Consider the following 26,393-nt stretch of genomic DNA (forward strand, 5'->3'; position numbering starts at 1 on the left):
CCTTTCGCTTTACCACGTTTTTCTTCTAGTCCTTTGATACCTTCAGCCTCAAAGTGTTTCACCCAACGTCTTACTACTGAGTGATCAATTCCTAGTTCTTTAGCGACCGTTTTGTATCCCATTCCTTCTTTAAGGTATAAATCTACTGCTTTTTTCTTAAATTCTATATCGTAAGTTACTCTAATTTTACCCATAGAAAAAATCCCCCCCATAGTAAACAGATTAATGTGCTTTCTTTTTACTGTCTACTATAAGGGGATCATATCATTTTTGGATGTTTTTTATGTTTCGTAAATTGGAATGCTGTACATTATCAAAAAAATAAAAACTAATTGTGTGATAGACTAAAATTTGAAATAACATGTATGTAGTAGTTCGGCTATTAGGATACAGGTTACGCATTTAATATATATATGTCTCTGACAGAATGTTTATTGGATAACCAAAAGGGGGAGAAAAGTATGTTACATAGTTTACATGCAATAGAAGAAGTACGAAATGGAAACATGTATACGAAAGAAGCGAATATATGGCTAGGATTTTTATTGGAAGAATATGGAGTGGTGAGTATAGAAAGGAATTACCGAAGTATATTAGAGTATGTGGAACGGACGCTAAGGCATTTAGAAAAAATGAATGCTTCATACGGTATTCGTGCTCGTGTAGAAACTGTATTATGCTGGAGTGAAGTATCGAAGTGTGGTTCTGTAACGCAACGCAAGAAGTGGGAGGATTTAGGAGTGTCGTTTTTAGCACATAACGAAGATTCAGCTTTTATTTATAGACGCTATTTTCCATATGATGATGTAACGTTTACACTTATTCGTACGCATGGATTAATAGGGCAAGTATTACGAGGAGAAGTATCCATGACTTCTCATGATGAACTGGTAAGATTATGGCAGCGAGGTGTGATTCAAAAAGATGAACTGCGTGAAGTGCTTCGTGTTTTAAATGAATGTATTATTACCGGGGTATCTGATAAGTTATGGATAAGAGTGAAGGAAGAGGTATATGAACGTATTGAACAAATACTTTGCGGAGAACTAATGGAATATAGTGTAAAGCAGCGAATTCGGCGGTTACGTACGAATGCTTCACCTAACGATACATATTTTGTTCAAGAGTATGATTCAATTATGAATGATAGGTTAGAAGAAATGTTTACAGTTTTATTTGATTATGACCTTTGGTATGTAGAAGCAGCATTAACTCATTTTAGTTTTGAAGAATTCGTGAAAGTATTTGCATTAGCCTACCAACATATTACTCAGAAGAATATAGATCATATCAGTTTCCAGCCTCTTATGGACGCATTGTATTATGAGAGAGAGGGAGATAAATACTTAAATATTTATACGAAACGAGCAATTGAAAAAGTATTGCGAAGTGTATCAATAGTAGAATTGCTAAATATGAGTCGAATTCCTCAATCAGAAATGTATCCTGAATTAAAGGAAACTGAAAACGTATTAACAATTGGTTTTGGAACAAGTGAGGTTGGAAAAACACTCATCGAATTTTGTTTAGCCTGTAAAAAAGAAAATAATGCTCATTATGAACAAGCTGTCATGATGTTATGTGAAATATTTGGCTTACGCCGGGATGTGTTTGATCGATTGGAAAATGAGGAAGAATATCTTTCGCATATGAATGGAAGTGTAGATGATAAAGTTGTGGTTCTTCCATATGTAGTAGGAGATACAATAGTAGAAATTGGTCCCGGTGGGGGCGTAATGATGAATAAATTTAAAGAGGTTTATCCGAATAAATCGGTTATTGGAATAGATTTATCACGAAATGTAATTGAGAAGTTAACAAGTGATAAATACGAAAAAGGCTACAACTGGGAAGTTACACTAGGCGATGCTTTACATCTTGCAGATACATTCCATCCGGAAAGTATTTCTACAGTTCATTGTGGTTCAGTAAATCATGAGATTTTTTCTTACGGAGAAACAGATGGTAAGAAATTTAATGTTGCGACAATGGAACGTCTAGTGAGAAGTGTATTTCGAGTATTGACTTCTGGAGGACGTTGGATTATTCGTGATGGAGTAAAGACAGAAAGTAAAGAATGGTGTGAATTACATTTTCATGATGAAACCGCTATGCCTTTCTTAAAAAATTATCAACGTGATTTTCAAGGGCGACAAATTAAGGTGAATATATTAGATGTGGATCGAGTAAGAATGCCAGTTAATGATGCAATGGAATTTTTATATACGTATACGTGGGGAGAAGAAGCGTATCCACATGAGGTGCAAGAACAATTTGGTGTATTCACACTTCAAGAATATATTGATTTTGTAGAGAGTGTTGTAGGTTCAGAGAATGTAAAAGTAATTGAGGCCAAGCAGTACCTTCTAGAAGGTTATATAGAACATTTATCGCAAAAGGTTACATTGTATGATGAACATGGTGAACAAATAGCATTGCCGAATAGTACATGTTTGATTGTGTTTGAGAAAAGATAAAAGAGACGGAATCATGTTTTTTACTTAAAAGATAGAAGATGGGGCTAGCAAAATTCGATTTCGCTGCCTCGTTCCAGAAAAGATTCTGAAACGGATTTACATATAATCTGTTTCGGAATCTTTTTTTATGAGCATGTATAAATTGAGCTTTAGAAATTATGTTTACTAGTTTTATATTTTAAACTAATTTTTCCTAGATTTTACTTAGATTTTACTTTCACCACCTACAATGAAAATAAGAAAACGTAAGTGATAAAAATTTACACTTGTTTCATAAAGTGAGGAGGTAACGTGATGGAATTAATAATTGACCACGTAACAAAAAAATATGGTGAGAAAATAGCATTGAATGATTGTAGTTTACATTTAAAACCAGGAGTATTAGGACTTTTAGGCCCGAACGGTGCGGGGAAGTCTACACTTATGCGTATGTTAGCAACAATTGAACAACCGACGAATGGTAGTGTGATATGGGATGGGGAAAATATTCAAAAGAAACCGAAGTTGTTACGTTCAGAGCTCGGATATTTACCGCAAGACTTTGGTGTATATCCAAATATGAACGCGGTCGAATTTCTAGAGTATATAGCAGCGATGAAAGGTTTATTAATGAGCTCTTCAAAAAAGCGGATCAATGAATTGCTTGAAGCGCTGAACTTAATGAATGACCGGAAACGACTATTAGGTGGCTATTCAGGTGGAATGCGGCAAAGAGTTGGAATTGCACAGGCGCTATTAAATGATCCGAAATTATTGATTGTAGATGAGCCGACAGTAGGATTGGATCCTGAAGAAAGAATTAGATTTAGAAATTTATTATCTAGTCTTTCTACGGATAGAATGGTTATTTTATCGACGCATATTGTAACGGATATTGAATCAATTGCGACAGATATTGCTTTATTATCAAAAGGAAATGTATTAGCTCATATGAGACCTGAACAACTATTAAAGCATGTAGAGGGAAAAGTATGGGAGTGGGTTATACCAGCTTCTGAGTTACATCATGTTCAAAAGAAATATATAGTAAGCAGCGCGATTCACCGGAGTGATGGAATTCATGCACGCATCGTTTCCAGCAATGCGCCTAGTGCTAAAGCACATATAATCGCAGCCTCTCTTGAGGATGCTTACTTATATTATGTTTCTTCGAAAGGAGGGCATAAAATTGAACAATGTATATAATCTATTTTATTTCATTAAAAACAATTTAATTAGACAAATGAGAAGTTATCCATTTCTAATTGTAATTGGATTAACGATTTTTTTGGGATATGCTTGTGTGCCAGCAGCTTCAGCAGGCTATGAAATATTTTATCTTGGTGGAGTTAGAGGAGTATATAATTCAAATTGGCTTGGTGGTATGGGAGCAATGACTTCTACTTTATTTATTTGGTTGCTTGGTTTTTATATGTTAAGAAGTCAAATTTCAGACGATCAACAGTTAGGAGTAGGGCAATTGATTGCCGCTTCACCTATAAGTAAATTTCAATATATTTTTAGTAAAACGATTTCTAATTTTATTGTTTTAGTGGTCATTGAGACGGTATTTATCATTGCTTTTATGGTAATGCAATTTATACGTGGGGAAGACCTTTCGTTTCAATTAGGTGGTTATTTATATCCACTCTTTTATATTGTATTTCCTTCATTATTGCTTCTAGCGGCATTCACAATTTTTTTTGATGTGTTTCCTGGTCTAAAAGGTGTAGTAGGCAATATTGTGTTCTTTTTCTTGTGGGTGTTATTAGCGATTATGTCGTTTGAAATGTCAAATCGTTATTTAGATGTATTTGGTTTAGGAATCATTCGTTCTGATATGATACATGATGCAATGAGAGAATATGAATTTTTAAGAGAAACAAATGGTGGAGGATTCGGGTATAACCCGGTAGAGGGAAAGATTAAAACATTTCACTGGGATGGATTGACTTGGGATGCAGAAATGCTTGTAACAAGTTTGGTTTGGATTGGAATGGCGATGTTACTAATTTGGCTAACGTCCCTTGTGTTTAATAGATTTCTTACATTTACCAAAGTAAAGGAAAAGGTAAGAGAGGTTGAAGGGAATAAGAAAACAATCGCTGTGAATGAACAAAATCATAACTCTTTTATATTCACTTCTATAACGAAAACAAAGAGCATTAGTATGTTTCGTTTAATTAAAGCGGAGCTATCGATTATGTTAAAAGGGTTTACGATTTGGTGGTATGTAATTGCGATTGGGCTTATAGCATTTGGATTGATATGTCCGGTAGATATATCAAAAGGATGGCTACCTATTATTATAATTTGGCCAATTGCAATTTGGTCACAGATGATGACGAGAGAAAAATACTATGGTACGGATCAAATTATTATTTCGAGTTGTTCCCCATTGTATAAGTTTTTTGCAACATGGATTTCAGGTGTTATCGTGGGTCTCATTATCTCCAGTGGTCTTATCATTCAATTTATATTAATTGAAGATATTTCATTCTTGTTTTCTTGGCTTAGCGGTATAGTGTTCATTCCAACGCTAGCGTTAGTATTTGGAGTGTGGAGCCGAACGCATAAATTGTTTGAAGTCATGTATATACTTTTATGGTATTTAGGGCCAGTGAATCATCTTCCATATGTAGACTTCTTAGGAATATCAACATCATACGCTATTTTGTATATGGGGTTATCTATCTTATTGCTAAGTATTGCATTAATTGGGCAGTTACAGCAAATGGGAAGGCTACGGCTAATATTCAAGTAAGTAGTCAAGAGGGGTGATGTAATGAAGGGAATCAAAGAGAAAATATATTTATTTTCATCTATAAGTCTAATGACTTTAAGTATAGTGGCTTGTGGTACAAAAGAGAGTGAAGCGCCAGTCTCCAAACAGTTCGCCGTGAAAAATATAAATGAGATTTATATAAAAACAGTAGGAGAAAATATTAAACTCCATGCTACAACAGAAACAGATATTAAAGTTGATATAGGAGAGATAAAAGATGTAAAAGTGAAAGAGAATGGGGAGAAATTAGAAGTTATTACAGAACACTCTTCATCCATTGTAAATTTAAAAACAGCTACTGTGCATATATACCTTCCTGAAAAAACATATGAAAAAATAGATGTTAAAACAGAGTCAGGTGAGGTAATAGGTGAAAATATAGCATCTGAACAATTGAATTTGTATAGCGATTCAAGTGATATGACAATAAAAGAGTATAAAGGAAACAATATAAAAGGAGTTTCCAAATCAGGAGGGATTATGTTACAGGGAGTGGAAGGAAGCTTCGATATTCAAAACGATACGGGAGAGGTGAATGTATCCGCTGTTTCAAATTTAAAAAATGAAAGTAAAATAAAAACCGAATCATCTCATATAAATATAAACTTTAAGAGAGAGCCAAAAAATCTAGAGGTTGACTTGTCAACGCGTGCGGGCCAAATAAAAAATGAATTTTCACTTTCAACTGGTGAAAAAGGAAACAATCATAAGGTAAAAGGTCGTATAGGAACTGGAAAAGGGAATGATACAAAGTTAACGGTGCAGTCTATGACAGGAACGATTGAGTTAAAACGTAATGAGAGTGTGAAACAGCTTTAAAAAATAAAGTTCGATTATGAAAGATACATTCTGAATGGATACTCTCGCTCTACTTAGAATATGTTTGTACAGTATAAATCTCTTTATAGGTGTGTTTATTTAAACTTTTTAAATTATTCTAGATTGCTCTTCATCGGTGCACTGTATACTCTCTTTTTCTTGACAGGAATATCATATAGTATTAATATACCGGGGAGTATATTAATACTATATACATGGTAAAAACGTCTAATGAAAAGGAGTACAGGGTGTCATGCGAAGGAAAAAAGAATTAACAAATTCGAATTCGAAACGACAGTTATCGAACATTTTAGCCCAAACGGTTAAAACCGGAATTATTAAATCGAATTTGGTCCCAATGTTTGCTGGGTTAACATTGGCTTTATATAAATATAAGATTAGCCCGTTTGAGAAAATTCCAGAGATTATATTTGCTTTCATCGGTTCTATTTTAATCATAGGTGCAGCAGGGGCTTTTAATAATCTGTATGATCGTGATATTGATTCGATTATGGAGAGAACCAAAAAGAGACCAACTGTAACCGGAGAAATAAGCCCTAAGGCTGTATTATGGCTTGGAATATTGATGACAATCTCCGGGTTAGTATTTCTTGCACTAACCACATATTTAGCAGCCTTATTAGGGTTTTTAGGTTTATTTTTGTATGTTGTACCGTATACAATGTGGAGTAAGAGAAGAACAATTTACAACACAGAAATTGGAAGTGTTTCAGGGGCAATGCCACCACTCATTGGCTGGGCTGCTATTTATCCGGATATAATGCATCCGGCTATTATTGGGCTTTTTATCATAATGGTTATTTGGCAAATGCCTCATTTTTACGCCATAGCTATTCGCAAACATGATGAGTATAAGGCTGCAAAGGTTCCGATGCTTCCAGTAGTCAAAGGTGTTAAAAGAACATATATACAAACGAATATCTATTTAATTGTTTTAATTGGAATAAGTGTTCTTTTAGGATCTTTAAGCATTGGTCTTATGCTAGTAGCGCTTCTTTTAAGTATTTTATGGCTTGTTTTAAGCATTTATGGTTATAAAAAGATGGATTCAGAGAAATGGGCGAAATCATTGTTTATTTTTTCTCTTTTCCATATGACGATTTTATTTTCAACGATCATTATCTATTCCCTTATAGGTGTCTTTTTTGGAAGATGAATATAGGTAACGAATGAAAAGTTTTAGAACGATTTAATTTGTAAAGAATAAAAAAACCAATTTCTCGTGTATTAGAATGAGAGATTGGTTTTTTTGCGTGTGAATAAATTTTACTTACGTTTGTGCTACTAAATTGAACGAAAGTAATCGTCACTTTAATAAAACTATATTTTTGTCGATAATAAGTACTATAGAGTCGGAAGGGTAATATGAATCGTTGTTCCTTTTTCTATTTCACTGTTTACTTGAATGGTTCCACCATGTGCCGTTATAATTTTTTGGGCGATAGCCATTCCTAAACCAGTTCCTTCATTTGAAACGTTTGTAGTTGTACCTCGGTAGTACTGTTTAAATAGATTTTGAACTGTCATTTCATCCATACCGACGCCAGTATCTTCTATTATAATATGTACAGTGTCCTCTAATAGAATCGAGGTATGGATCTTTGTTTCTGCAGGGTTATGTAAAACGGCGTTCATAAATAAATTTTGCAAAGAGCGATGTAGTAATTTTGTATCAATAGGAATAATAATGTTCGTTTTGTCTGCGTGAAAGCTAAAATGATAGTGTTCAGATCGTGGATCATTTGTCATATCAGCTATCATTCTTCTTGTAAATTCAATGAGATTTATTTCTTCTTTTTTTAGCGGGATTTGTGAATCATGAAGGCGGAACGAGAGGTTTAAGTCTTCAATTAACTCCTTCATATGGTCCCCTTTTTGTTGAATCTCTTGCAGAAACTTCTCTTTTTCTTCCTCACTCCATTCATGGTCGGGTGATAACATAAGTGCACTGTATCCTGTAATATAAGTGAGAGGTGTCTTTAAATCATGAGAGATTCCTGCCATCCATTCGCGTTTCATTTTCTCAAGTTGTTCTCGTTCATTCTCTATTTCTCGTAATCTATTTGTTAAATGTTCTATATTTAGAAAGACGTCTTTATATAAGCGATAAGGGCCTTTTAATTTTCCTGTTTTTTTATTGTACATTTGTTTCGTACTTTCTGGAGTTACATAAGATCCTTCTGCTAGATGGTTAATCCATGAAATTATTCGAAATAAAGGTTTCCCGATATGCCATCCATATAAAATAGCGCCTAAAATAAGAGTACATACAAAGAGGCAAAAAACGATAAGAGCTTCCGTGTCTTTGTTCTCTTTGCTTATTCCGATAAGAGGTAGTATGCCTTCCATGAAGATGGCCATGAAAATCCCCATAAAAAAAGTACCGATAAATAAACTACGAATAAAATGAAAGCCTAGTCGGAAACCAATTTTCATTTTTGTTGCTCCTTAGTATGCGAAATAAATTTATAGCCAATTCCTCTCAAATTAACAATGTATGTAGGGGATTTAGGATCTTCTTCTATTTTTTTACGTAATTTAGAAATATGCATGACTACTGTTTTATCATCACCCATAGAAGTAAGTCCCCACACTTGTTCATATAATTGTTCAGCTGTAAAAATCCGATTTGGATGTGTGCATAAGAAAGTAAGTAATTCTAGTTCTTTAGCAGTGCAATGTACAGATTTTCCGTTTACTGTTATCAGTCCCTCGCTTGGATATAGAGAAAAGGATTCAAAATGTAAATTAGAGTGTTCTTTCTTATGATGATGTATTAACATTTGTTGTCTGCGTAATTGTACGTTAATTCGAGCAGCTACTTCTAAAGGGTTAAATGGTTTTGTTATGTAATCATCCCCACCAATTCCGAGGCCTGTTAATTTATCTAAGTCACTAGAGCGCGCTGTCACAAATAGAATAGGGGTATTTGTATAGTTTCGTATTTGTCTACATAATTCGAAGCCGTCTATATCTGGTAGCATAACATCGAGTAAGATAATATCGAATGGATGATTTTTAACTAAGTTTAACGTCTCACTTCCGTTTAGAGCGGTTGTTACATGAATAAAATTTTCTTTCTTTAAGGTTAGTACCAACATATCTAATATACCTTGCTCGTCATCTACTAAAAGAATATTTTCTGTTCTCATTATGTATCCGCCTTTACATGTTTTTTGTCTCATTAAAATGATTTGGAAAATATTTCACATGTAATAGTGTAACATAATACAATTTTGCTAGATAAAAAAATAACAACAAAGAAATATTCCTTGTTGTTATTTTTGAAAATGAAATTAATTCATTTGTACCATCTGTTCAATTTTTGCCATAAAAGATTGATGAAGAGCTTCTACACCATCTACTAAATGTAGACGATCAATGACAACAGATACTTTAATTTCAGATGTACTTACCATTTTAATATGAATATTTTCGTCTTTTAATGTAGAGAACATGTCAGCGGCAACACCTGGATTGGATACCATGCCCGATCCAACAATTGATACTTTTGCTAGATGATTTTCATATTCTACAGATTCATAGTGAAGTGCTTCTTGATTTTGTTCTAATACTTCTAATGTTTCTCTTAAGTCATCCGAATGAATAGAGAAGGATAGATGTACAGTACCTTCATTTGTAATACTTTGAATAATAATATCAACATTAATGTGAGCGGTAGCCAACGTAGAGAAAACAGTTGAAAGTGCTCCTTGTTCTAATCCTTTAATTGTTACGCGTGTAATATTATCTTCAAATGCAATACCTTTTACGATTGATTGTTGTTCCATGTTACATTCTCCCCTTACAATTGTTCCGTTTTCTTGTTTCATACTTGAACGAACTTCTAAAACTACGTTATGATTTTTCGCGAATTCAACAGCACGTGGATGCAGTACACCAGCACCAAGATTTGCGAGCTCTAACATTTCATCATAAGAAATTTCATCTAATTTATATGCGTCTTTTACAACGCGTGGATCAGTCGTGTATACACCTGTTACGTCTGTGTAAATATCACATTTTTTCGCTTTCAGCGTAGCTGCTAATGCAACAGCAGTTGTATCAGAACCACCGCGGCCTAGTGTGGTAATTTCGTTCTCTTTACTTAGTCCTTGGAAGCCAGCAACGATTACAATTGTTCCTTCTTGTAAAAGGGATTGAATGCGTTCAGTATTAATATTAGAGATTCTTGCACTTCCATGTACAGATTCAGTCGTAATACCAGCTTGCCACCCAGTTAGTGAAATAGCGTCGTATCCTTTTGCTTGCAGCGCCATTGTTAATAAAGAAATGGTAACTTGTTCGCCAGTTGTTAAAAGCATGTCCATTTCACGTTTACTCGGATTTTCGGTAATAGCAGTAGCAAGTGCGACAAGCTCATCTGTGCTTTTTCCCATTGCAGATACAACTGTAACAACACCGTTCCCTCGTTCATATTCTTCAATAATTAAATTTGCTACATGTTGAATGCGCTGAATACTTCCGACAGAAGTACCACCGAATTTTTGAACAATCGTTTCCATTACAAATTCCTTCTTTCATCCATTTTTATTAATTAATCAGGAAAGGTGTAAAAAACATATAAGAGAGATGTATAAGTCCCTAAATATTCCTGTAGTTACCGGAAAGAAAAACAAAAAAACACCATCTCAAATAGGGGAGGATGGTGCTGTTACAGGAAAAGGGAAACAGAAAAAGGAGCTAATAAAAAAACCGCCAAAAAAGAATATCATATAAAGCATGATACCTCTTTTTTGTAGATAGCTCTTCATATATACACGTCTGTACATATGACAGTTCTGTTTCTATTCGAAAACAGCCCCAATTAATAAATGCAGAGAAATTTATTAATTTCGGCAACACTTCCTTTTTTCTAAATTCATCGACATCTCTGTGTCTCCTTTAGAATACTTATAAGCGTTGCAACCTCTATCTCACGTTTTGGGCGAGAGTGTTTGGTTTATAAAGTTGTTTGGTAACATTTGTTTTATAATAATTAAAATATTTTAGGAAATCAAGTGCTTTGTTAATATTTTGAAAATTAAGTCTCTTCGTGTAATGAAAGAATTATTTGAAAAATATAGATAGAATCGAATTTTACGTATACATTAGTGATATAGAGGGAGTGGAGGGAGAGAGGATGAAGAGGCAGAAACCGATTTATGTTCAAACAGAAATGGTAACATCAATGGATGAATTATGGAAGTATACGCAAGATCCGATGTTACATACAGAGTGGGATGCTCGCTTTACTGAAATATCATATTTAGAGAAACAAGATGATGAACCACAACGTTTTTTATACAAAACAAAAATCGGTTTTGGGCTTGAAATAGTTGGTGAAGGGGAATCGGTAGGGGAATTCCAAAAGGAAACAGGAGAAAGAATATCTTCGCTAAAATTTTGGACAGACAATAGACTTTCATTGATACAAATAGGAAGAGGCTATTGGAAATATACACCGAATGGAGAAAAGATTTGCTTTGAAACGCAGTATGATTATGAGACGAGATTTGGTGGTGTAGGGAGGATTATAGATTCATCTGTATTTCGGCCGCTATTAGGATGGGCGACAGCATGGAGCTTTGATGCTTTAAAATTATGGTTAGAAAAAGGGTTGCATCCTCGCTTGTTAATAAGAAAATCGATTACGTATTGGCTTATTTGTTTTTTACTTTCTTTTGTATGGATGTATCAAGGGCTTATGCCAAAAGTATTATTTAATCACCCAGAAGAGGTACAGATGCTTTCTGTACTTATTGGTTCAAACGAAAATAGCATTCTTTCGCTTAAAATAATTGGCTTTTTAGAAATAGGATTCGGGATCATATGGTTGTTGCCGTTTCAAAAACAGAAGTTATTGCTGCTGCACATTATTATTTTAATTGGTCTAACCATAGTAGCAGGATTCACAAATATTTTGAGTTTTATCCAACCATTTAACCCCATTGCCTTAAATTTTATATTAATTGGATTATCAATTATTGGGTATATGAACAGTAGTGATTTACCAAGAGCGAAAAATTGTAAGAGAAAAAGAAGGGGGTAAATGCGTGGCTAGCATCTATGAAGTATTATTAGGAGAATCTTATCAGCAGCTACACCCGAAATTACAAAAACGTTATGCAATTACGGAAAACAATAGTTTTATAGGTGAAGGGAAAATGGATGAAATTGATGAAGGATCGTTTCTTGTCAAAATGCTTTTAAGAGTTGCATCTAAGTTTCGCATGTTCTTTTCAGAAAGAGGAAAAGAAGTACCGTTTACAATACATAATATTGCTGAAGAGGATGCGAAAGGAAATGTTTTTGTAAGGTGGAATCGGATGTTTCGATTTGATAACAAAAAACGTTATTTCAATGCCGTTATGTACCTGAATACAAAACAGAATGAAATTATTGATTACTTTGGTGAACCGTACTTGCTCGTATCAACACTTGCCTTTTATGTTGATGAAGAAGGAGCAATGCATATCTCATCAAAAAAACAATGGTTTTACATACTTGGGAAGAAAATACCACTACCCAAATTTTTATATGGAGAGGCGAAAGTTATAGAGAGCTATGATGATGCATTAAACTGTTACAAAATTCATGTTCAAGTACGAAATCCATTATTTGGCCCGCTTTTCTCATATAAGGGAACGTTTGTAGAAAGGGATCAGACTAGATGAAAAATATAATTCTTGGCCTTATTTGTTATATGGTTTTTATTATATTGGAATGGCCGAAACTAAATCCCGTTGAATGTATCATAGTGTTATCTGTTTTTTTATTTATACCAATGTCATTATGCATTGTTGATAAGGAAAAAAGAGATGGGTCACAGGTTTTATTTTATAAATTTGTATTGTTACTTTATCCGGTTGCTGCAATCAGTGCGATGCTTGCCTTCATAACAGATTATTTTTTATTTGCAATGATTTGGTTTATATATACAGGCATTATTGCATTATTCGGCGTAAGTAGGTTACTAGAAAGAGGATGGAAGCCGTTAGAAGAGATGGCAATTGATAGCGGATTTATTTATTTGTTTTTAGGTGGTTTTTGGTTCTTTGCCTCTGTAGCAAATATATCCATTATGCAGTTTAGTTCAGATATTGTTTTGCTTACAGCAGCTCACTTTCATTATTCAGCCTTTTTACTACCCTTATCTGTAGGTTTACTTGGGAGAAAGCAACAAAAGAAAAGTAAACTATATAAATTTATCACGGTTATTATTGTTATTTCACCGATGACAGTAGCGATTGGTATTACTTATTCAAGAACATTCGAGTTCTTCGCGGTATTAATTTATCTCATCTCACTTTATGCTTATGGTGTTTATGTATGGAAAACAAAATTCACTTCGATAATTGCAAAAATCCTTCTTATCATTTCATCGAGTACACTTATGATAACGATTTTATTTTCGTTAGTATACTCATATGGGAACTTTAAGCAAGTTATGACGATCACAATTACGCAAATGGTTTGGATTCATGGTGTTGTGAATGGAATTGGTGTAACATTGCCTGCTTTTATTGGCTGGATGATTGAAAAGAATGTGCCAGCTTACATTCATTATGGAAAACCGATGAGTCGTATCAAAGGGAAGATGAAAGTGGGGGAAACGCTTTTCTTGCAACAGGATTTCATAAAGAAGAAAGAGTATACAGGTCTTGTAGAGCAAATGAGTGATTTTCATAGTATGGGGTTTGATGAAAGAAAAGTATCTCCACTTATCATTGATTTTTATGAGCATACGAAAAATTATCAATTAAAAGCAAACATTAAGTGGTCTCGTTGGTTTCGGCCCTTTGCCTTTCTTTATGAAAAAATAAGTAGACATATACAGCAAATTCATTTAGGAATGGGAAATAGATGGGAAGCTATGTATGGTAATATCATTGCGGTAAAAGGTGAACGAGATGGTAGAGAAGATGTGAGGGCATGGATTCGAAAAAATGAGCAGGATGAAACGATCTTTGTAGCTCTTTATTCACAGCATACATATAGAGGAGATACATATATGAATATTGCTTTGCCGCTACCATTTTCTAATATGACGGGTATTTTAAAATTACGTAATGATAACAAAGATCTTATCATTACTAGTCAGTTAAGAGAGAGTACAAAAGGAGACGAAGGGATTTATTTACATACCCCTTTCTTTACGATTCGATTACCGTTAGCTGAGACTTTTACGATAAAAGAAAAAACTGATCAGATTTTGACAGCGCACCATCAAATGTGGGTGTTTGGTGTGAGGTTTTTAGAGATTGATTATGAGATTGAGAGAACGGAAGGGAGATGTCGTTGAAATTTTTTTTGATATATCTAAAAACTAAATTATTAGAAAAGAAAGAAAAAATAAATGTTATAATAAAAGGAAAAAGAAGGAAGATATTTAGAGGAAGGGGATACATATGCAAGGAGAAATACAGACAAAAAATAAGGGGAGTTATGTAAGTAATTTATTGTTACCTGTTACAAAATCACGGCAGTTTACTTTCTTATGGATTGGTCAGCTGCTTTCTGTACTTGGAAGCTCGGTTACAATGGTAATTCTTCCAGTAGTAGTATATACATTAACAGGTTCAACGGTGGTTATGGGGATGACGATGGCTATGTATATGCTTCCGAATATTCTTGTTTTACCGTTTTCTGGGTTAATCGTTGATCGCATGAATCGAGTTAAATTAATGTTATTTACTGATATTGTTCGATGCATAGTGATGATAACACTTGCGACACTTATTTTTACAGACACTTTAACAATCAATATTCTATATGTATTAGTAGCAGTATATGGACTAATGGAAGGCCTGTTTCAACCGGCATATGCAGCGGTGCGAGCAAGGGTTTTCGTGCCAGAAATTCGGAATGCAGCTAACGCATTAACGCAAATGAGTAATCAAGGCGTTCGTTTAATAGGCCCAGCGCTTGGCGGGCTTATTGTTTCAGTTGCATCGGCTGGAATCGGGTTTGGGTTAGATGCATTGACTTATTTGTTATCTTTTATTTGTTTATTGTTTTTAAAAGACGTAACAGCTAAAAAAGTACAGGAACAAACAAATCAAAAAATGAATCTCAAAAAAGATTTTACAGAAGGTATTGTTGTTTTAAAAAGCCATCCGTGGCTTTGGATTACAATTTTAGCATTTTCATTTATTAATATTTGTTACGCAGGAATTATCGTTGTATTAATCCCTTGGCTATTTAATATACATCATCAGTTTGAACCGTTTGTTTATGGACTTGGAATGGCGTGTTCTGGAGCTGGGGCTGTTGTGGCAGCTCTTATTTTTGGCGGGAGACAGAGGTGGCATAAACGAGGATTGCTTGCCTATGGAGGTGTTCTCATTAGTGGGATGTCACTTTTACTAATGCCCTTTGTTTCTTGGGCACCAGGATTAATAGGGTTAATGGCATTAGAGGGGTTTGGAATTATGATTTTTGGCCTAATATGGGAAACGAGCTTGCAAGAACTCGTGCCAGAAGAAGCGTTCGGAAGGGTAGCAAGTCTTGATATGTTAGGATCGTTTGCATTATTGCCGTTAGGGTATTTAGTTGTCGGTTGGTTGGCGAATATAATTGGTGGTACTGTGACAATTATCATTCTAGCTATTGCAGCAATTGTCGTAGTAGCAATCGCGCTACTTGTTCCGAGCATTCGCAAGTTTGATTAATATAGGTTAACAAAAAACAGTAAGCCCTGTTAAACGGTAGAGCTCACTGTTCCTGAAATACAAATGTTTGCGTAAATTGTTTTTCTGCTTTTTCGGGGTGACCATTATAACTAAAATCTTTCTCTTCCCAGCTAATAACAATATCAAATGAATTGGCGTCCTCATATAATGGGAATTTCATTTTTGTAAAACTAGTTTGACTATATGACACGCTCATATCAGACTTGTTGAAAGGCTTGAAAGAGGCTTTTGATTTCGGGTTATTGTGACGTATTTCAACTGATACGTTAGATACGTCCTTACCGATATTCTTTACAAGTAAGCTGTATGAATGAAACATATCTGCTTTTGATGGTAATGCTTGAGGATCCTTAGCCTTATCAACTTCAATATACCACTGCTTAGATTTTGATGTAACAGGGAGTTCTGCAAAAGTAAAAGCGCTTGTTTGAAGTGGAACTGCAAAACATATGAAAGCAAGTAAGAATAATATTTTTCTTGTCATGTATGATTCTCCAATTCGCTATAGCGGATAGTTTTGATTTTGTTAGCATTTTCTAATTTTAAAGAAGTTATGCATGTATATTTGATTTAGCAGTTATAGAAAAGTGACGCGACACATATGCTGCACTGGGATAACCCGGGAATTGTCGTAGAAGTGATAAGAAAGCACTGGACGGGAAGATAGAAAATTATCTTATTGTGTATATGCACGAGTTATAAAGCTAATCTTTCTTAGTTGATAGAAGGATTAGCTTTATTTTATATGTAATTCTACAGGAAGAAAATGAACTTTTTTCAAGTTGGTAGGTAATAAATAGATAGGATGAATATGGGGAGGTGAAAACGTGGAGGAAACATTACTAATTCAGTTGGCGAAGGAGGGGAATATAGTAAACCAACATGAAACGTATAGGGGTTATGACACAATTGTAGTTCAAGGAGAATTTATAGGTGCTAATGCTAAAAAATTTCAAGCAAAAATATTTCATTATTGGTTTGATCGAAATACAGGACTTGTTTTGAAATATGAAAATCGAAATGAACAAGGAGAGGTAGTGGGTTATTTAGAAACGGAGTCCTTTGTTGTAAATACACCAATTGCAGATAGAGAATTTGCGGTGGATATTCCTCTTGATTATCAGAGACAAAATATGAATTCTAAGTAGTAAGGAGGTTATGAATGAGTAAATTAAGAAATGTTTATAGGCGGGATTATTATTGTGATATTGATTTTTTTATTTTTTGAGAAAGTTGAGAAAAATAAAAAGAGAAGTTGGTAATTTATGTTATAATATTATAAAAGTTTCGGAGGGGAAAATGATGAAAGGAAAGAAAAAGGAGATACAAACAAACGATAAAGCGATTAGTTATACACATATAGAAATGGGTTCCAAAACGATTTGCTTTATGTTTTCAGGTTCAGGTTACAATTACGATAAACCCTTGTTTTATTATTCGACGATGGTAATGCTCCAAAACAAAATCGATGTTGTCCATATCCATTACGCCTATGATGAGCAAACAATGAAAAAAAATATTGAAGAAATAACCAAAATAATAATGGATGATATTAATCCTGTGATTTTAGATGCTTTAAAAAATGGGCAATACAACAATTCGATTTTTTTAGGAAAATCACTCGGAACAATTCCAATTGCGAATGACTTAATGAAGAGAGATGAATTCTTAAAGTCAAAAATGATTTTACTCACTCCTCTGATAAAGTCTGATTCGATCTTTGACTCAATCTTGAATAGTCATCATCAAGGGCTTTTAGTTATCGGGGATAAAGACCATCATTACAATTCAAATCTAATTGACCAATTAAGTAAATCAAATTTAAAGATTGATGTTGTCCAAAATGCAAACCATTCCTTAGATGTTAGAGAATTTGAAACAACAAATTCAATTTTAGCTTTATCAAGGGTAATGGAAAAACTCCAAGAAACCGTTAGGACAAATTAGTGATAAACTGATATTATCAAAAGTTCACCAATTTGGGTGCTAGTTCACTTGCTAAAATAACCATTTAAAAAAAGGTGCTAATTGCACCTCTTTTTAAATGGTTATTTTTAATTTTGTACTTCAAATCCGAACCCGTTAGGATTTTTCTACATAGTCTTTTGTTTTAAATTCTTTACAGGGTATGAAATGAAAATTTAATTGGTTACATTTTACAAATACTAAAATATAATATATAATCAACAATCATATTAACATTGTTAATATGATTGTTGATTATATGAATTGCGAGGTGTCTTGAATGAAAGGAAGAGACGTTGTTTTAGGGTTATTGATGGAAAAAGAGTTGTCTGGCTATGACATAAAAATTGTATTTGAAGATGTGTTCACTCATTTTTTCGATGGAAGCTTTGGTATGATTTATCCAACTTTAAGGCAGTTAGAGAAGGAAGGGAAAATCAAAAAAGAGGTTATTATGCAAGAGGGAAAGCCAAATAAAAAAATGTACTTCATAACGGATGAAGGAAGAGAAGAGTTTTATCAATATATGAAGACTGATGTAGAGAAGGATGTGTTACGCTCGGACTTTTTAATGCGAATGTATTTTGGTAATTATGCTGATGGAGAGACAATGAAGAGATGGATTGAAGAAGAAATTGAAAGGAAAGAAGCATATATTGCAGATCTTCGCTTGAAATATGAGAAATGGAGAGAGGGTATAACATTTGTAGAGGAGATTTCGCTTGATGTTGGTATTGCATCGTATGCTGCGCAAGTTGAGATATTAAAGAAGAAATTAGTCCAACTTACACTGGAAGAAGATAGGGAAAACAAGGAATAAAAAGAAGTGCTAATTTATAAAGGGGGAGATTGCAATGGAGCAATCAAGGGGGCTTAAGATAGTGTTTTTGATGTGTTTAGGTATTTTTCTTTGTATGATTGATACCACCATTATGAACATCGCTTTACCAGCAATACAATCTAGTGTAAATACGTCATTAGAAAAAATGTCATGGATATTAAATGTGTATACAATGACAATTGCGGTGCTAGCAATCCCGTTAGGACGTATTGCTGATATTTTTGGAAAGGCTAAGATGTACATCATTGGTTTAATCGTTTTTGGTGGTGGATCGGCGCTTTGTGCCTTTGCGAATACGGGAGATTTTCTTATCTTTTCTCGCTTTATTCAAAGTATAGGAGCTGCAATTTTATTTCCGACGAGTATGGTAATTGGAGTATCAGCAGTTCCGTTAGCTAAGAGGCATATTGCGCTTAGTATTTTAGGAGTAACACAAGGGTTTTCGGCGGCAATCGGACCAGTGATAGGTGGGGTTATTACAGAAAATTTAGGTTGGAGATGGGTATTTTTTGTCAATATTCCGATTTGTGTAATTGGAGTTGTTTTATGCTTTGTTATGCTACAAATAAAAAATGAAGAACGTATTAAATCCAAAATAGATTGGATCGGATTAGTATTAAGTAGCTCTGCAATTTTCTTTTTCACCCTTGTATTAGTTAAGGGGAACACATGGGGTTGGCTGAGTAACGTAGCGTGGATTTGCTATATTACTAGTATTCTCTCTCTCTTGTTATTTATTTTAGTCGAAAGAAAAGTTTCAGCGCCTATGGTGAATTTGCAGCTATTTAAAGATCGAACCTTTGTTGGAGCATCTATTGTGGTCATATTAAGCAATCTATTTTTGGTTGGAGTAACTGTCTTACTTCCGACTTTTCTTACAAAAATACAATATCGAACAGAAATGGAAGCGGCTTTTTTAGTTACACCTATTTCAGCAATGATATTTATTGTTTCCCCACTATCTGCAACGCTAATTAAAAAGCTTGGGAAAGTTTTTATTATTTTATCGGGTTTCATAGTGATGAGCATAGCGTATTGTTGGTTACAAATGATAGGAGTAGATTCAACAAGTGCAGATATTATTATTCCTTGTATGATATTAGGTGCTGGATATGGTTTAGTCGTAGGTCCCATTACGATTTTAAGTGCTTCTTCATTTGAAGGGGAATTACTAACCGCTTCCCAAAGCATTGTATCGATGTTGAGACAAGTAGGGATTGTATTAGCTGTTGCTATATTTGTATCAACTTTAACTCATAATCTATCTGTAAATAAAGACAATGTTTATCGTTATGCTGAAGAGAAAGTTCGTAATATTCATGTGGATCAGGTTGAGCAAGAAAAAATATTGCAAATAACAAAAGAAAAAATCCGAAATAAAAGTTTAGAATCAAATGCTGAAAAAAAACAAAGTGAAGACAATCTCGGCTTGAGCAAGGAACAAAAAGAGAAATTGATTCATGAAAAAGTGAATGAAGCTTTAAATGGAGTTCCAGTGGAATATAGAGAAGGAAAAAGAGAAGAAATTACAAGGCAAGTAACAAAAGAAGTGGAAGAAAAAGAAAAAAGTATAAAGAAAGATATCCTTGCATTCTCAAATGATGTTAGTCATTATGCCGAAAATAAGATGGCAATGAGCTTTACAGATTTATATAAAGTAAGTGCACCAATTATTTTACTTTGTGGTTTGGTGAGTTTGGTGTTTTATAAAGGAAAGTTTCGAGTTGGTAGGAGAAGAAAAGGGTTAACGAGTAAGGGATGGTGAAGTAAATAAGGAATTAATATGATTTGATTAATGAGAGAAAAGCATTCCACAACTGCAATGGTGGAATGCTTTTTTTATTTTAGATAAAGTGACTAATCGCTTAAAGCTCTTTTGAAAATATGCTTTGAGCTAATTCTTTAAAACTCGTTTCGTCTCTCGGTACGATTGATAAGTCCTCATGCCAAATCTCAACAATTTCCCAGTTATTTGTAGTTTGAAAGCCTATCGCATCGCCAGCAAAGTTATCACCAAATAATAAAACAGTTTTTATTTCTGGATTTTCATCTGCGTCATATATTTCATCCGCTTCAATAAGTCCTCCATAGAACATAAAATACGCATTAGAAACAGATCCGTATCCAACTTCTTTTAAGAAGATAATGTAATCTTGGGGTATACCATTAAGCATAGATTCTTCATCAATAATGGATTCAGTTAATTTACTAAAATCATAATCAGTTGGTGCATCATGGATCTTTTTTAGAATATCTTTGTATACCATATGTACACACTCCAAACGTTTTTGTGTAACTCCATATTATAATTTTATCTGTTTTGTTAACTTTGATTTTTCTTATAAACCATAAATCTTATATAACTTGCTTATTTATCTTTTATATTTCTAATTCTAGAGATACACACTATGAAATAAAGGCTATTATTAGCACAATACAAAATCCATATTTAATTATATTTGGATAAAAAAGAGAAATCAATACAATTTCATTTTGAAAATATAGAAAAAAGTGGAGTAACACATTTTATCCAGTAAAAGCTCGATTCGTTCAGCTAACCATCGGCGGGGAAGTGAAGACTCCCACTGATGGAAGTTTCACTTTATATTCGGAAATAAGTTATACGGTTAGAATTTTAATGGGGTTTATTGGAATAATACTAGGAGGTATATAATGTTTTTTGTTTAAAAAGGTGTCTCAATGATTGAGATACCAGTTCGTAATTGGTATGGATGGTGATTACAATAGAACAACAATTACATTATCTCATTTCGCATTTTGGATATTTCGGGATTATTATTGCTTTAGTGGGTGGAATTATCGGGTTACCGATACCTGATGAAACGTTGTTAACGTTTGTAGGGTACTATGTATATAAAGGGGAAATGAAATTTCTACTTGCATTACTAAGTGCATGTATCGGTTCGTCAATTGGTATTACTATTAGTTATTTGTTAGGAGTGAAACTTGGGATTCCGTTTTTAAAGAAATTTGGTCCGAAAATACATATTACAGAAAATAAAATAAATCGAACACAGATTTTGTTTCAGAAGATTGGTCCTGCCTTATTATTTATTGGCTATTTTATTCCTGGGGTTCGCCATGTTACTGCCTATTTAGCGGGTATTTCTCGTTTTCGATTTTGGACTTTTTGCCTTTATGCATATTCAGGAGCATTATTATGGAGTTTCACCTTTATCAAGTTAGGATTAGAACTGGGAGAAAAGTGGCGTCATGTAGTACACTATGCTCACCGTTATAGCCTCATTCTTTTAATTGTGCTAGTTATCCTTGTGGGTTTGATTTTTGTATATTTTCGCTTCAAAAAAGATAGAAACTAAGTTATCCCGTTATTCGTGAGCAGTAATACTCCCACTTCAAGATATTCTCAGTAATTTTTTGGCATTAAAACGAGTAATTGATTATGATACAAGCCTTATTACACAAGGAGCGCTGGAGGTTTATTTGAAAAGTGGCATGTTTCATACGCACAGTAAGCGACTTACAAAAAAATATGCAAAAAAATCGATGCTATTACATCAAGAAATTAAAAGACAACTCCAAGATTGTGAAGTTAGCATTGACTATAAAAGGTCGATTTCTCTTGATACAAAGTTACATCTTGCCTTACCGCAAAATATGAATGCAACTGAGTTGATTCAACGTTTACATGCTGAACATGTACTATTGAGGCCTATTGATGAAAATTATTTATCAAATTTTTATAAAGAAAATATCATTAAAATAGATGCAAGAAATATAAATGCATCTATTATTTCAACCGGAATTCAAACTATAGTTCAAACAATATCTAGAATGAGCTAAGTAGTTGACTTGTGAATGACTCCTTCTTAACACTCTTATGAGTTGTTTGAAGAAGGGGCTTCCTGCTTGGGGTTCCCAAGCAGTCTTACATATTCTCCACAGGCGCCGTTTATACTGTTTGGACACAACCTTGTCCTTCAGTTTCAGTCTTCCGTCGTTCTCACATGTAATTGTTCTAATCCTTTTTGCAAAATGTTTAGACTCGCATTGTGATCCAGGTCTAATATCGTTCCACACTTTGTACAAATATGTGTCCGAATCGATAGGGATTTTTTTACGCGATTTCCACAGCTTGAACAATCTTGTGATGTGTATGCTGGATCTATTTTTACAAGTAGACCTCCAAATTTTTCACACTTTTACAAAAGCATCTTGCGAAAAGCGCCCTAGCCCACATCAGAAATCGACTTTGACACTTTTCGATTCCGAACCATATTTCGGATATCGAGATTCTCTATACAAATCACCGATAAATCTTTTCATATAAACACTTTACATAAGTTAAACTATCAAAATGAAAAAAGAACCTTACAAAAATGTAATGTTTATGTCACAAAATAAGATAGTACATTGTGAGTAATCTTATTAAAATTGAATAGATTATGATTTGTAGGTGGAAACAATAAAAAAATATAATAAGAATTTATTAGAGTCCAAAGGTATATTTTGTTGAAATGTAGCGTGGACTCTATAGCAATAAAGGAGATTATGTAATGAATTTTAAAGACTTAGATTATGAATGGTTCAACTTTATAAATAGTAAGGTACAGCAATATCCACTGATAGATGATGTAATGATTATATTTGCAGAATATGTACAATATGCTTTCGTGTTACTACTCATCCTGTTATGGATAAAGAATAAACCTCAATTTCGTGTAATGGCTTTTCAATCGATTGTTGCGTTTACTTTAGCGTATTCCATCAATAGAATTATCGAGATATTTATTTATAGAGAGCGTCCTTTTGTCTCACATAACATCACAAAACTTGTAGATCATGCTGCCAATTCTTCTTTTCCAAGTGATCATGCAACATCAGCTGTTGTAATTGCAGCTACACTATTGCTATCTGCCTATCGTTTTAAATATACTTGGTTTTTCTTAGCACTTGGTGTAGCTTTTTCGAGAATATGGGTAGGAGTACATTATCCATTGGATGTAATTGCAGGATGTGTACATGGAATATTAATAGCATTATTTACGCAGTACGTTGTATTTAAAATACGACCTTTCGCTACATTAATTGCGAAACCTATTTTTCAAGGGAAAACTAGCTAAAAGAGTCGAGTCGGTTGGATGAGTGCTAACATGCGCATAGGAGAATAGATAATAGCAGAAACATGGTTACACGATTTTTAGTAAGTATATATTGAAAAATGTTCTATTGTGAAATCATGTAAAAGAACCAATCATCGATATCATCGAGGGTTGGTTCTTTTTATTATAGAGAATTTTACTCAATACTTTTTCTCATTCCTCAGAAAGGCAGAAAGGTTCTATATGCACCAAAATCTTCAAAGGGATAGAAAGCATTTGTAAAGAAATTATGTAATGTATATTATAATATTAAATTTAAACATTATAATTTTAAATGAATGTATCGTATACTGGGTTTAAAACTAAATGAAAATGTATATGAGAAATTGAAGGTGAGAAGTTTTGGATTGCATTCAAAAACTAACTAGTATTTATGGCTTAGGGCTTTGTTGCGGATTGTGGAGCAAAGAAGAAGTAATTCAATGGTGTGATAAAGTGATTGAAGTGAGTGACAGCCCGCCATATGAAATAATTGAGATATCCTTAATGTCTAAAGAAAAGATAGATGATATTGAAGGGAAGTTATTTGAGTTTAGTAGAATAGTTGATGAAGAGTATGCTGTGAAATTAACTCTTTCTGTAATTCATGAAAAGTTAGTACGAAATGAGCTAATGATTGAAGAGTCAATTAAATCCACAACTAGACTTTTAGTCAACAGAGGTTTGTATTGGGAAGATGAATATCGTGATTTATATAGTGTTGATGATAGTTATGAATTAGCTAAAAATGGCGATCATTTTGATTTAGTTGAAGTTGTTAACATTTACATTGAAATGTTAGGGTTTTATGGTAAATATTTTAGTGAGTTTGAAAATTTGTATTTTAAAGTAATGGAGAATAAATGGGGTAGATAAAAGAATTGAAGATAAATTTAGTAACAAGAAGGCTTATTCGTAATCATATTAACAATGTGATGTGTAGAGTTTGCAAATAAATGAGAGAATCTTAGTTTAATAAATAAAAAACATTTGTGCCTAAGAAAAAACTGCCCTAAATCAAAGCATTTGGGCAGTTTTTTTGTTTTTCTCTTTTAGAAAGAAAAGAACGGATGAAAATGTTATTGAATATGAAACATTAAACATAGTACATTTAAAAAAGGAAAATCTTTCATAAAGAAGGTGAGAAAATGCTTGATACAGCTGATGGTTCAATAAGGAATCATATGTATACAGTAGAAGAACAACAAAAGATATATAAACGAACATTAGTGATCGTAAGTATTTCACAAATGTTTGGTGGTGCGGGATTGGCTGCTGGAATTACGGTAGGCGCACTTCTTGCGCAGCAAATGCTTGGAACAGATGCATTCGCGGGATTGCCAGCAGCCATGTTTACAATGGGATCTGCAGGAGCAGCTTTAGTAGTAGGCAGGCTTTCTCAGCGTTATGGACGCCGGATCGGGCTTGCGACAGGATTTATGGTAGGAGGGCTTGGTGCTATTGGTGTTGTAATCGCAGCTTTAACAAATAGTATTATTCTCTTACTTGCTTCCTTACTCATATATGGTGCAGGCACAGCCACAAATTTACAAGCCCGTTATGCCGGTACGGATTTAGCAAATAAGAAGCAAAGGGCAACTGCTATTAGTATTACAATGGTTATGACGACTTTTGGTGCGGTAGCAGGACCAAATTTGGTAGGGGTAATGGGGAGCTTTGCTCTTTCTATTGGTATTCCTGAACTTGCTGGTCCGTTCATATTATCAGCAGCTGCATTTTTGTTAGCAGGCCTCGTACTTTTCGTTATGCTTCGTCCAGATCCATTAATAATAGCGAACAGGATAGAAACATATAAACAGGAACATACAAATAAAGGGCGTGCGATAACTGAGAAATCGATAGCAAATAAAAGGGGCGTTACAGTTGGGGCCATCGTTATGATACTTACTCAAATTGTTATGGTTGCAATTATGACTATGACTCCCGTACATATGGAACACCATGGACATGGATTAAATGAAGTGGGCCTTGTTATTGGATTTCATGTAGGAGCAATGTACCTTCCATCACTCGTTACAGGAATTCTTGTTGATAAGATTGGTCGAATGGCAATGAGTATTGCTTCCGGAGTTATACTACTTAGTGCGGGAGTGGTAGCTGCCATTGCACCGAGCGATTCTTTAATTCTCCTGATCATTGCTCTTTCTTTACTTGGATTAGGATGGAACCTTGGATTAATAAGTGGCACTGCTCAAATTGTTGATGCAACAGAACCTTTAACGCGTGCAAAGACACAAGGGAAAGTGGATGTTTTTATTGCATTGGCAGGAGCTTCTGGGGGAGCGATGTCAGGCATGGTGGTAGCGAATTCGAGTTATGCGGCATTATCATTAGCTGGAGGGGCTTTAGCCTTATTACTCATTCCTGTTGTGATATGGTCTAGAAAAGGTGAAGAACATGAAATAAAATAGAAGTCCTGAAAGTTTTGCAGATTGATTTGTACTGACAGAGAAAAAGAGATGGATAAATAGTTACTAAAAGAAATCAAAGAAGTTACTGCACAAAATGAATCTCATAAAATTGTAAGAGGTATATCTTCTTTTAATAGCTTAGTAGAGGATGAAGCCCTCCGCTGATAAAAGGTGTACTTTAGTAGAAGGCTTGTCTGCAATCATATTAGTAATGTGATGCAAAAACTAAGGGTTAGAGGAGTACACAAGCGGTTAT

General features: G+C 34.0%; 24 protein-coding genes, 1 pseudogene and 1 riboswitch. Of the genes and pseudogenes, 18 read left to right on the forward strand and 7 right to left on the reverse strand.

The genetic code is table 11. The annotated features are described in order from the left end of the window. Window positions 1-194, reverse strand: a 194-nt coding sequence (locus C568_RS0126680) for a helix-turn-helix domain-containing protein (protein ID WP_018783259.1), incomplete at its 3' end; no start/stop codon positions are given. A 267-nt stretch (window positions 195-461) separates the two neighbouring features. Between C568_RS0126680 and C568_RS0126685 the strand changes: the two genes are divergently transcribed. From C568_RS0126685 to cyoE, 5 genes are all read left to right on the forward strand, one after another. Beyond that, window positions 462-2,477, forward strand: a complete 2,016-nt coding sequence (locus C568_RS0126685) for a class I SAM-dependent methyltransferase (RefSeq protein WP_018783260.1) — start codon at window positions 462-464, stop codon at window positions 2,475-2,477. A gap of 294 nt (window positions 2,478-2,771) precedes the next feature. Beyond that, window positions 2,772-3,662 (forward strand): ABC transporter ATP-binding protein, encoded by an 891-nt coding sequence (locus tag C568_RS0126690; protein ID WP_018783261.1) that lies wholly within the window; start codon window positions 2,772-2,774, stop codon window positions 3,660-3,662. Between the two features lie 37 nt (window positions 3,663-3,699). After that, a complete protein-coding gene (locus C568_RS0126695; protein ID WP_006094423.1) occupies window positions 3,700-5,220 on the forward strand; it encodes a hypothetical protein in 1,521 nt (506 codons plus the stop codon). Between the two features lie 21 nt (window positions 5,221-5,241). Continuing rightward, window positions 5,242-6,060: a DUF4097 family beta strand repeat-containing protein gene (locus tag C568_RS0126700; protein WP_018783263.1), complete on the forward strand. Its 819-nt coding sequence runs from the start codon at window positions 5,242-5,244 to the stop codon at window positions 6,058-6,060. Window positions 6,061-6,313: 253 nt separating this feature from the next. Then, the gene (cyoE, locus tag C568_RS0126705; RefSeq protein WP_018783264.1) at window positions 6,314-7,237 is read left to right on the forward strand and encodes a heme o synthase; all 924 of its coding nucleotides are present in this window, start codon (window positions 6,314-6,316) and stop codon (window positions 7,235-7,237) included. 188 nt (window positions 7,238-7,425) lie between these two features. Here cyoE and C568_RS0126710 read toward each other — a convergent pair whose 3' ends face one another. The 3 genes from C568_RS0126710 to C568_RS0126720 all read right to left on the reverse strand — a co-directional run bounded on the left by C568_RS0126710 (window position 7,426) and on the right by C568_RS0126720 (window position 10,607). Beyond that, window positions 7,426-8,517: a sensor histidine kinase gene (locus C568_RS0126710; protein ID WP_018783265.1), complete on the reverse strand. Its 1,092-nt coding sequence runs from the start codon at window positions 8,515-8,517 to the stop codon at window positions 7,426-7,428. Further along, window positions 8,514-9,233 (reverse strand): response regulator transcription factor, encoded by a 720-nt coding sequence (locus tag C568_RS0126715; RefSeq protein WP_018783266.1) that lies wholly within the window; start codon window positions 9,231-9,233, stop codon window positions 8,514-8,516. The genes C568_RS0126710 and C568_RS0126715 overlap by 4 nt, the downstream gene beginning before the upstream one ends. A gap of 144 nt (window positions 9,234-9,377) precedes the next feature. Further along, a complete protein-coding gene (locus C568_RS0126720) occupies window positions 9,378-10,607 on the reverse strand; it encodes an aspartate kinase (protein ID WP_018783267.1) in 1,230 nt (409 codons plus the stop codon). 230 nt (window positions 10,608-10,837) lie between these two features. Then, window positions 10,838-11,024: riboswitch (Lysine riboswitch) on the reverse strand. Window positions 11,025-11,224: 200 nt separating this feature from the next. Between C568_RS0126720 and C568_RS0126730 the strand changes: the two genes are divergently transcribed. The 4 genes from C568_RS0126730 (at window position 11,225) to C568_RS0126745 (ending at window position 15,755) form a co-directional block, all read left to right on the forward strand. Continuing rightward, window positions 11,225-12,133 carry a DoxX-like family protein gene (locus C568_RS0126730; RefSeq protein ID WP_018783268.1) on the forward strand — a complete coding sequence of 303 codons (909 nt, stop codon included), beginning with the start codon at window positions 11,225-11,227 and terminating at the stop codon, window positions 12,131-12,133. A gap of 4 nt (window positions 12,134-12,137) precedes the next feature. After that, window positions 12,138-12,758 carry a DUF4166 domain-containing protein gene (locus C568_RS0126735; protein ID WP_018783269.1) on the forward strand — a complete coding sequence of 207 codons (621 nt, stop codon included), beginning with the start codon at window positions 12,138-12,140 and terminating at the stop codon, window positions 12,756-12,758. Next, the gene (locus C568_RS0126740; protein WP_018783270.1) at window positions 12,755-14,386 is read left to right on the forward strand and encodes a YndJ family protein; all 1,632 of its coding nucleotides are present in this window, start codon (window positions 12,755-12,757) and stop codon (window positions 14,384-14,386) included. The genes C568_RS0126735 and C568_RS0126740 overlap by 4 nt, the downstream gene beginning before the upstream one ends. A 106-nt stretch (window positions 14,387-14,492) precedes the next feature. Continuing rightward, a complete protein-coding gene (locus C568_RS0126745) occupies window positions 14,493-15,755 on the forward strand; it encodes an MFS transporter (protein WP_006094432.1) in 1,263 nt (420 codons plus the stop codon). A gap of 43 nt (window positions 15,756-15,798) precedes the next feature. Here C568_RS0126745 and C568_RS0126750 read toward each other — a convergent pair whose 3' ends face one another. Continuing rightward, window positions 15,799-16,260 (reverse strand): hypothetical protein, encoded by a 462-nt coding sequence (locus C568_RS0126750; protein WP_003196732.1) that lies wholly within the window; start codon window positions 16,258-16,260, stop codon window positions 15,799-15,801. A gap of 343 nt (window positions 16,261-16,603) precedes the next feature. Here C568_RS0126750 and C568_RS0126755 point away from each other — a divergent pair, with 343 nt between their 5' ends. From C568_RS0126755 to C568_RS0126770, 4 genes are all read left to right on the forward strand, one after another. Then, window positions 16,604-16,924, forward strand: a complete 321-nt coding sequence (locus tag C568_RS0126755) for a hypothetical protein (protein ID WP_006094433.1) — start codon at window positions 16,604-16,606, stop codon at window positions 16,922-16,924. Between the two features lie 154 nt (window positions 16,925-17,078). Then, complete coding sequence (locus tag C568_RS0126760) at window positions 17,079-17,723, forward strand: alpha/beta family hydrolase (protein WP_018783271.1); 645 nt, start codon at window positions 17,079-17,081, stop codon at window positions 17,721-17,723. A 298-nt stretch (window positions 17,724-18,021) separates the two neighbouring features. Continuing rightward, window positions 18,022-18,561: a PadR family transcriptional regulator gene (locus C568_RS0126765; protein WP_018783272.1), complete on the forward strand. Its 540-nt coding sequence runs from the start codon at window positions 18,022-18,024 to the stop codon at window positions 18,559-18,561. A gap of 34 nt (window positions 18,562-18,595) precedes the next feature. Continuing rightward, window positions 18,596-20,347 carry an MFS transporter gene (locus tag C568_RS0126770; protein WP_018783273.1) on the forward strand — a complete coding sequence of 584 codons (1,752 nt, stop codon included), beginning with the start codon at window positions 18,596-18,598 and terminating at the stop codon, window positions 20,345-20,347. A 100-nt stretch (window positions 20,348-20,447) separates the two neighbouring features. On the opposite strand, the gene C568_RS0126775 is transcribed toward C568_RS0126770, so the two are convergent. Continuing rightward, on the reverse strand, window positions 20,448-20,849 hold the full coding sequence (locus C568_RS0126775) for a hypothetical protein (RefSeq protein WP_003196738.1): 402 nt from the start codon (window positions 20,847-20,849) through the stop codon (window positions 20,448-20,450). A gap of 477 nt (window positions 20,850-21,326) precedes the next feature. Between C568_RS0126775 and C568_RS0126780 the strand changes: the two genes are divergently transcribed. Next, complete coding sequence (locus tag C568_RS0126780) at window positions 21,327-21,923, forward strand: DedA family protein (RefSeq protein WP_026008647.1); 597 nt, start codon at window positions 21,327-21,329, stop codon at window positions 21,921-21,923. Between the two features lie 58 nt (window positions 21,924-21,981). After that, window positions 21,982-22,407 (forward strand): hypothetical protein, encoded by a 426-nt coding sequence (locus C568_RS0126785; protein WP_029427835.1) that lies wholly within the window; start codon window positions 21,982-21,984, stop codon window positions 22,405-22,407. Window positions 22,408-22,550: 143 nt separating this feature from the next. Here C568_RS0126785 and C568_RS35830 read toward each other — a convergent pair. After that, a pseudogene (locus tag C568_RS35830) lies at window positions 22,551-22,877 on the reverse strand (RNA-guided endonuclease InsQ/TnpB family protein); the annotation flags it as partial. A gap of 243 nt (window positions 22,878-23,120) precedes the next feature. Between C568_RS35830 and C568_RS0126790 the strand changes: the two are divergent. The 3 genes from C568_RS0126790 (at window position 23,121) to C568_RS0126800 (ending at window position 26,137) form a co-directional block, all read left to right on the forward strand. Beyond that, window positions 23,121-23,687: an undecaprenyl-diphosphatase gene (locus C568_RS0126790; protein ID WP_006094441.1), complete on the forward strand. Its 567-nt coding sequence runs from the start codon at window positions 23,121-23,123 to the stop codon at window positions 23,685-23,687. A gap of 381 nt (window positions 23,688-24,068) precedes the next feature. Continuing rightward, window positions 24,069-24,581 (forward strand): hypothetical protein, encoded by a 513-nt coding sequence (locus tag C568_RS0126795; RefSeq protein ID WP_018766695.1) that lies wholly within the window; start codon window positions 24,069-24,071, stop codon window positions 24,579-24,581. A gap of 272 nt (window positions 24,582-24,853) precedes the next feature. After that, window positions 24,854-26,137: an MFS transporter gene (locus tag C568_RS0126800; RefSeq protein WP_006094443.1), complete on the forward strand. Its 1,284-nt coding sequence runs from the start codon at window positions 24,854-24,856 to the stop codon at window positions 26,135-26,137. Window positions 26,138-26,393: the final 256 nt, after the last annotated feature.

The sequence above is a fragment of the Bacillus sp. 95MFCvi2.1 genome (genome assembly GCF_000374965.1).
In the GTDB taxonomy this organism is placed as follows: domain Bacteria; phylum Bacillota; class Bacilli; order Bacillales; family Bacillaceae_G; genus Bacillus_A; species Bacillus_A pseudomycoides.

What these genes read in the sequence shown, in the direction of transcription:
- C568_RS0126685 (WP_018783260.1), top strand. Translation starts at nt 462, where the DNA reads ATGTTACATAGTTTACATGCAATAGAAGAAGTACGAAATGGAAACATG.
- C568_RS0126690 (WP_018783261.1), top strand. Translation starts at nt 2,772, where the DNA reads ATGGAATTAATAATTGACCACGTAACAAAAAAATATGGTGAGAAAATA.
- C568_RS0126695 (WP_006094423.1), top strand. Translation starts at nt 3,700, where the DNA reads ATGAGAAGTTATCCATTTCTAATTGTAATTGGATTAACGATTTTTTTG.
- C568_RS0126700 (WP_018783263.1), top strand. Translation starts at nt 5,242, where the DNA reads ATGAAGGGAATCAAAGAGAAAATATATTTATTTTCATCTATAAGTCTA.
- cyoE (WP_018783264.1), top strand. Translation starts at nt 6,314, where the DNA reads ATGCGAAGGAAAAAAGAATTAACAAATTCGAATTCGAAACGACAGTTA.
- C568_RS0126710 (WP_018783265.1), bottom strand. Translation starts at nt 8,517, where the DNA reads ATGAAAATTGGTTTCCGACTAGGCTTTCATTTTATTCGTAGTTTATTT.
- C568_RS0126715 (WP_018783266.1), bottom strand. Translation starts at nt 9,233, where the DNA reads ATGAGAACAGAAAATATTCTTTTAGTAGATGACGAGCAAGGTATATTA.
- C568_RS0126720 (WP_018783267.1), bottom strand. Translation starts at nt 10,607, where the DNA reads ATGGAAACGATTGTTCAAAAATTCGGTGGTACTTCTGTCGGAAGTATT.
- C568_RS0126730 (WP_018783268.1), top strand. Translation starts at nt 11,225, where the DNA reads ATGAAGAGGCAGAAACCGATTTATGTTCAAACAGAAATGGTAACATCA.
- C568_RS0126740 (WP_018783270.1), top strand. Translation starts at nt 12,755, where the DNA reads ATGAAAAATATAATTCTTGGCCTTATTTGTTATATGGTTTTTATTATA.
- C568_RS0126745 (WP_006094432.1), top strand. Translation starts at nt 14,493, where the DNA reads ATGCAAGGAGAAATACAGACAAAAAATAAGGGGAGTTATGTAAGTAAT.
- C568_RS0126750 (WP_003196732.1), bottom strand. Translation starts at nt 16,260, where the DNA reads ATGACAAGAAAAATATTATTCTTACTTGCTTTCATATGTTTTGCAGTT.
- C568_RS0126760 (WP_018783271.1), top strand. Translation starts at nt 17,079, where the DNA reads ATGAAAGGAAAGAAAAAGGAGATACAAACAAACGATAAAGCGATTAGT.
- C568_RS0126765 (WP_018783272.1), top strand. Translation starts at nt 18,022, where the DNA reads ATGAAAGGAAGAGACGTTGTTTTAGGGTTATTGATGGAAAAAGAGTTG.
- C568_RS0126770 (WP_018783273.1), top strand. Translation starts at nt 18,596, where the DNA reads ATGGAGCAATCAAGGGGGCTTAAGATAGTGTTTTTGATGTGTTTAGGT.
- C568_RS0126775 (WP_003196738.1), bottom strand. Translation starts at nt 20,849, where the DNA reads ATGGTATACAAAGATATTCTAAAAAAGATCCATGATGCACCAACTGAT.
- C568_RS0126790 (WP_006094441.1), top strand. Translation starts at nt 23,121, where the DNA reads ATGAATTTTAAAGACTTAGATTATGAATGGTTCAACTTTATAAATAGT.
- C568_RS0126800 (WP_006094443.1), top strand. Translation starts at nt 24,854, where the DNA reads ATGCTTGATACAGCTGATGGTTCAATAAGGAATCATATGTATACAGTA.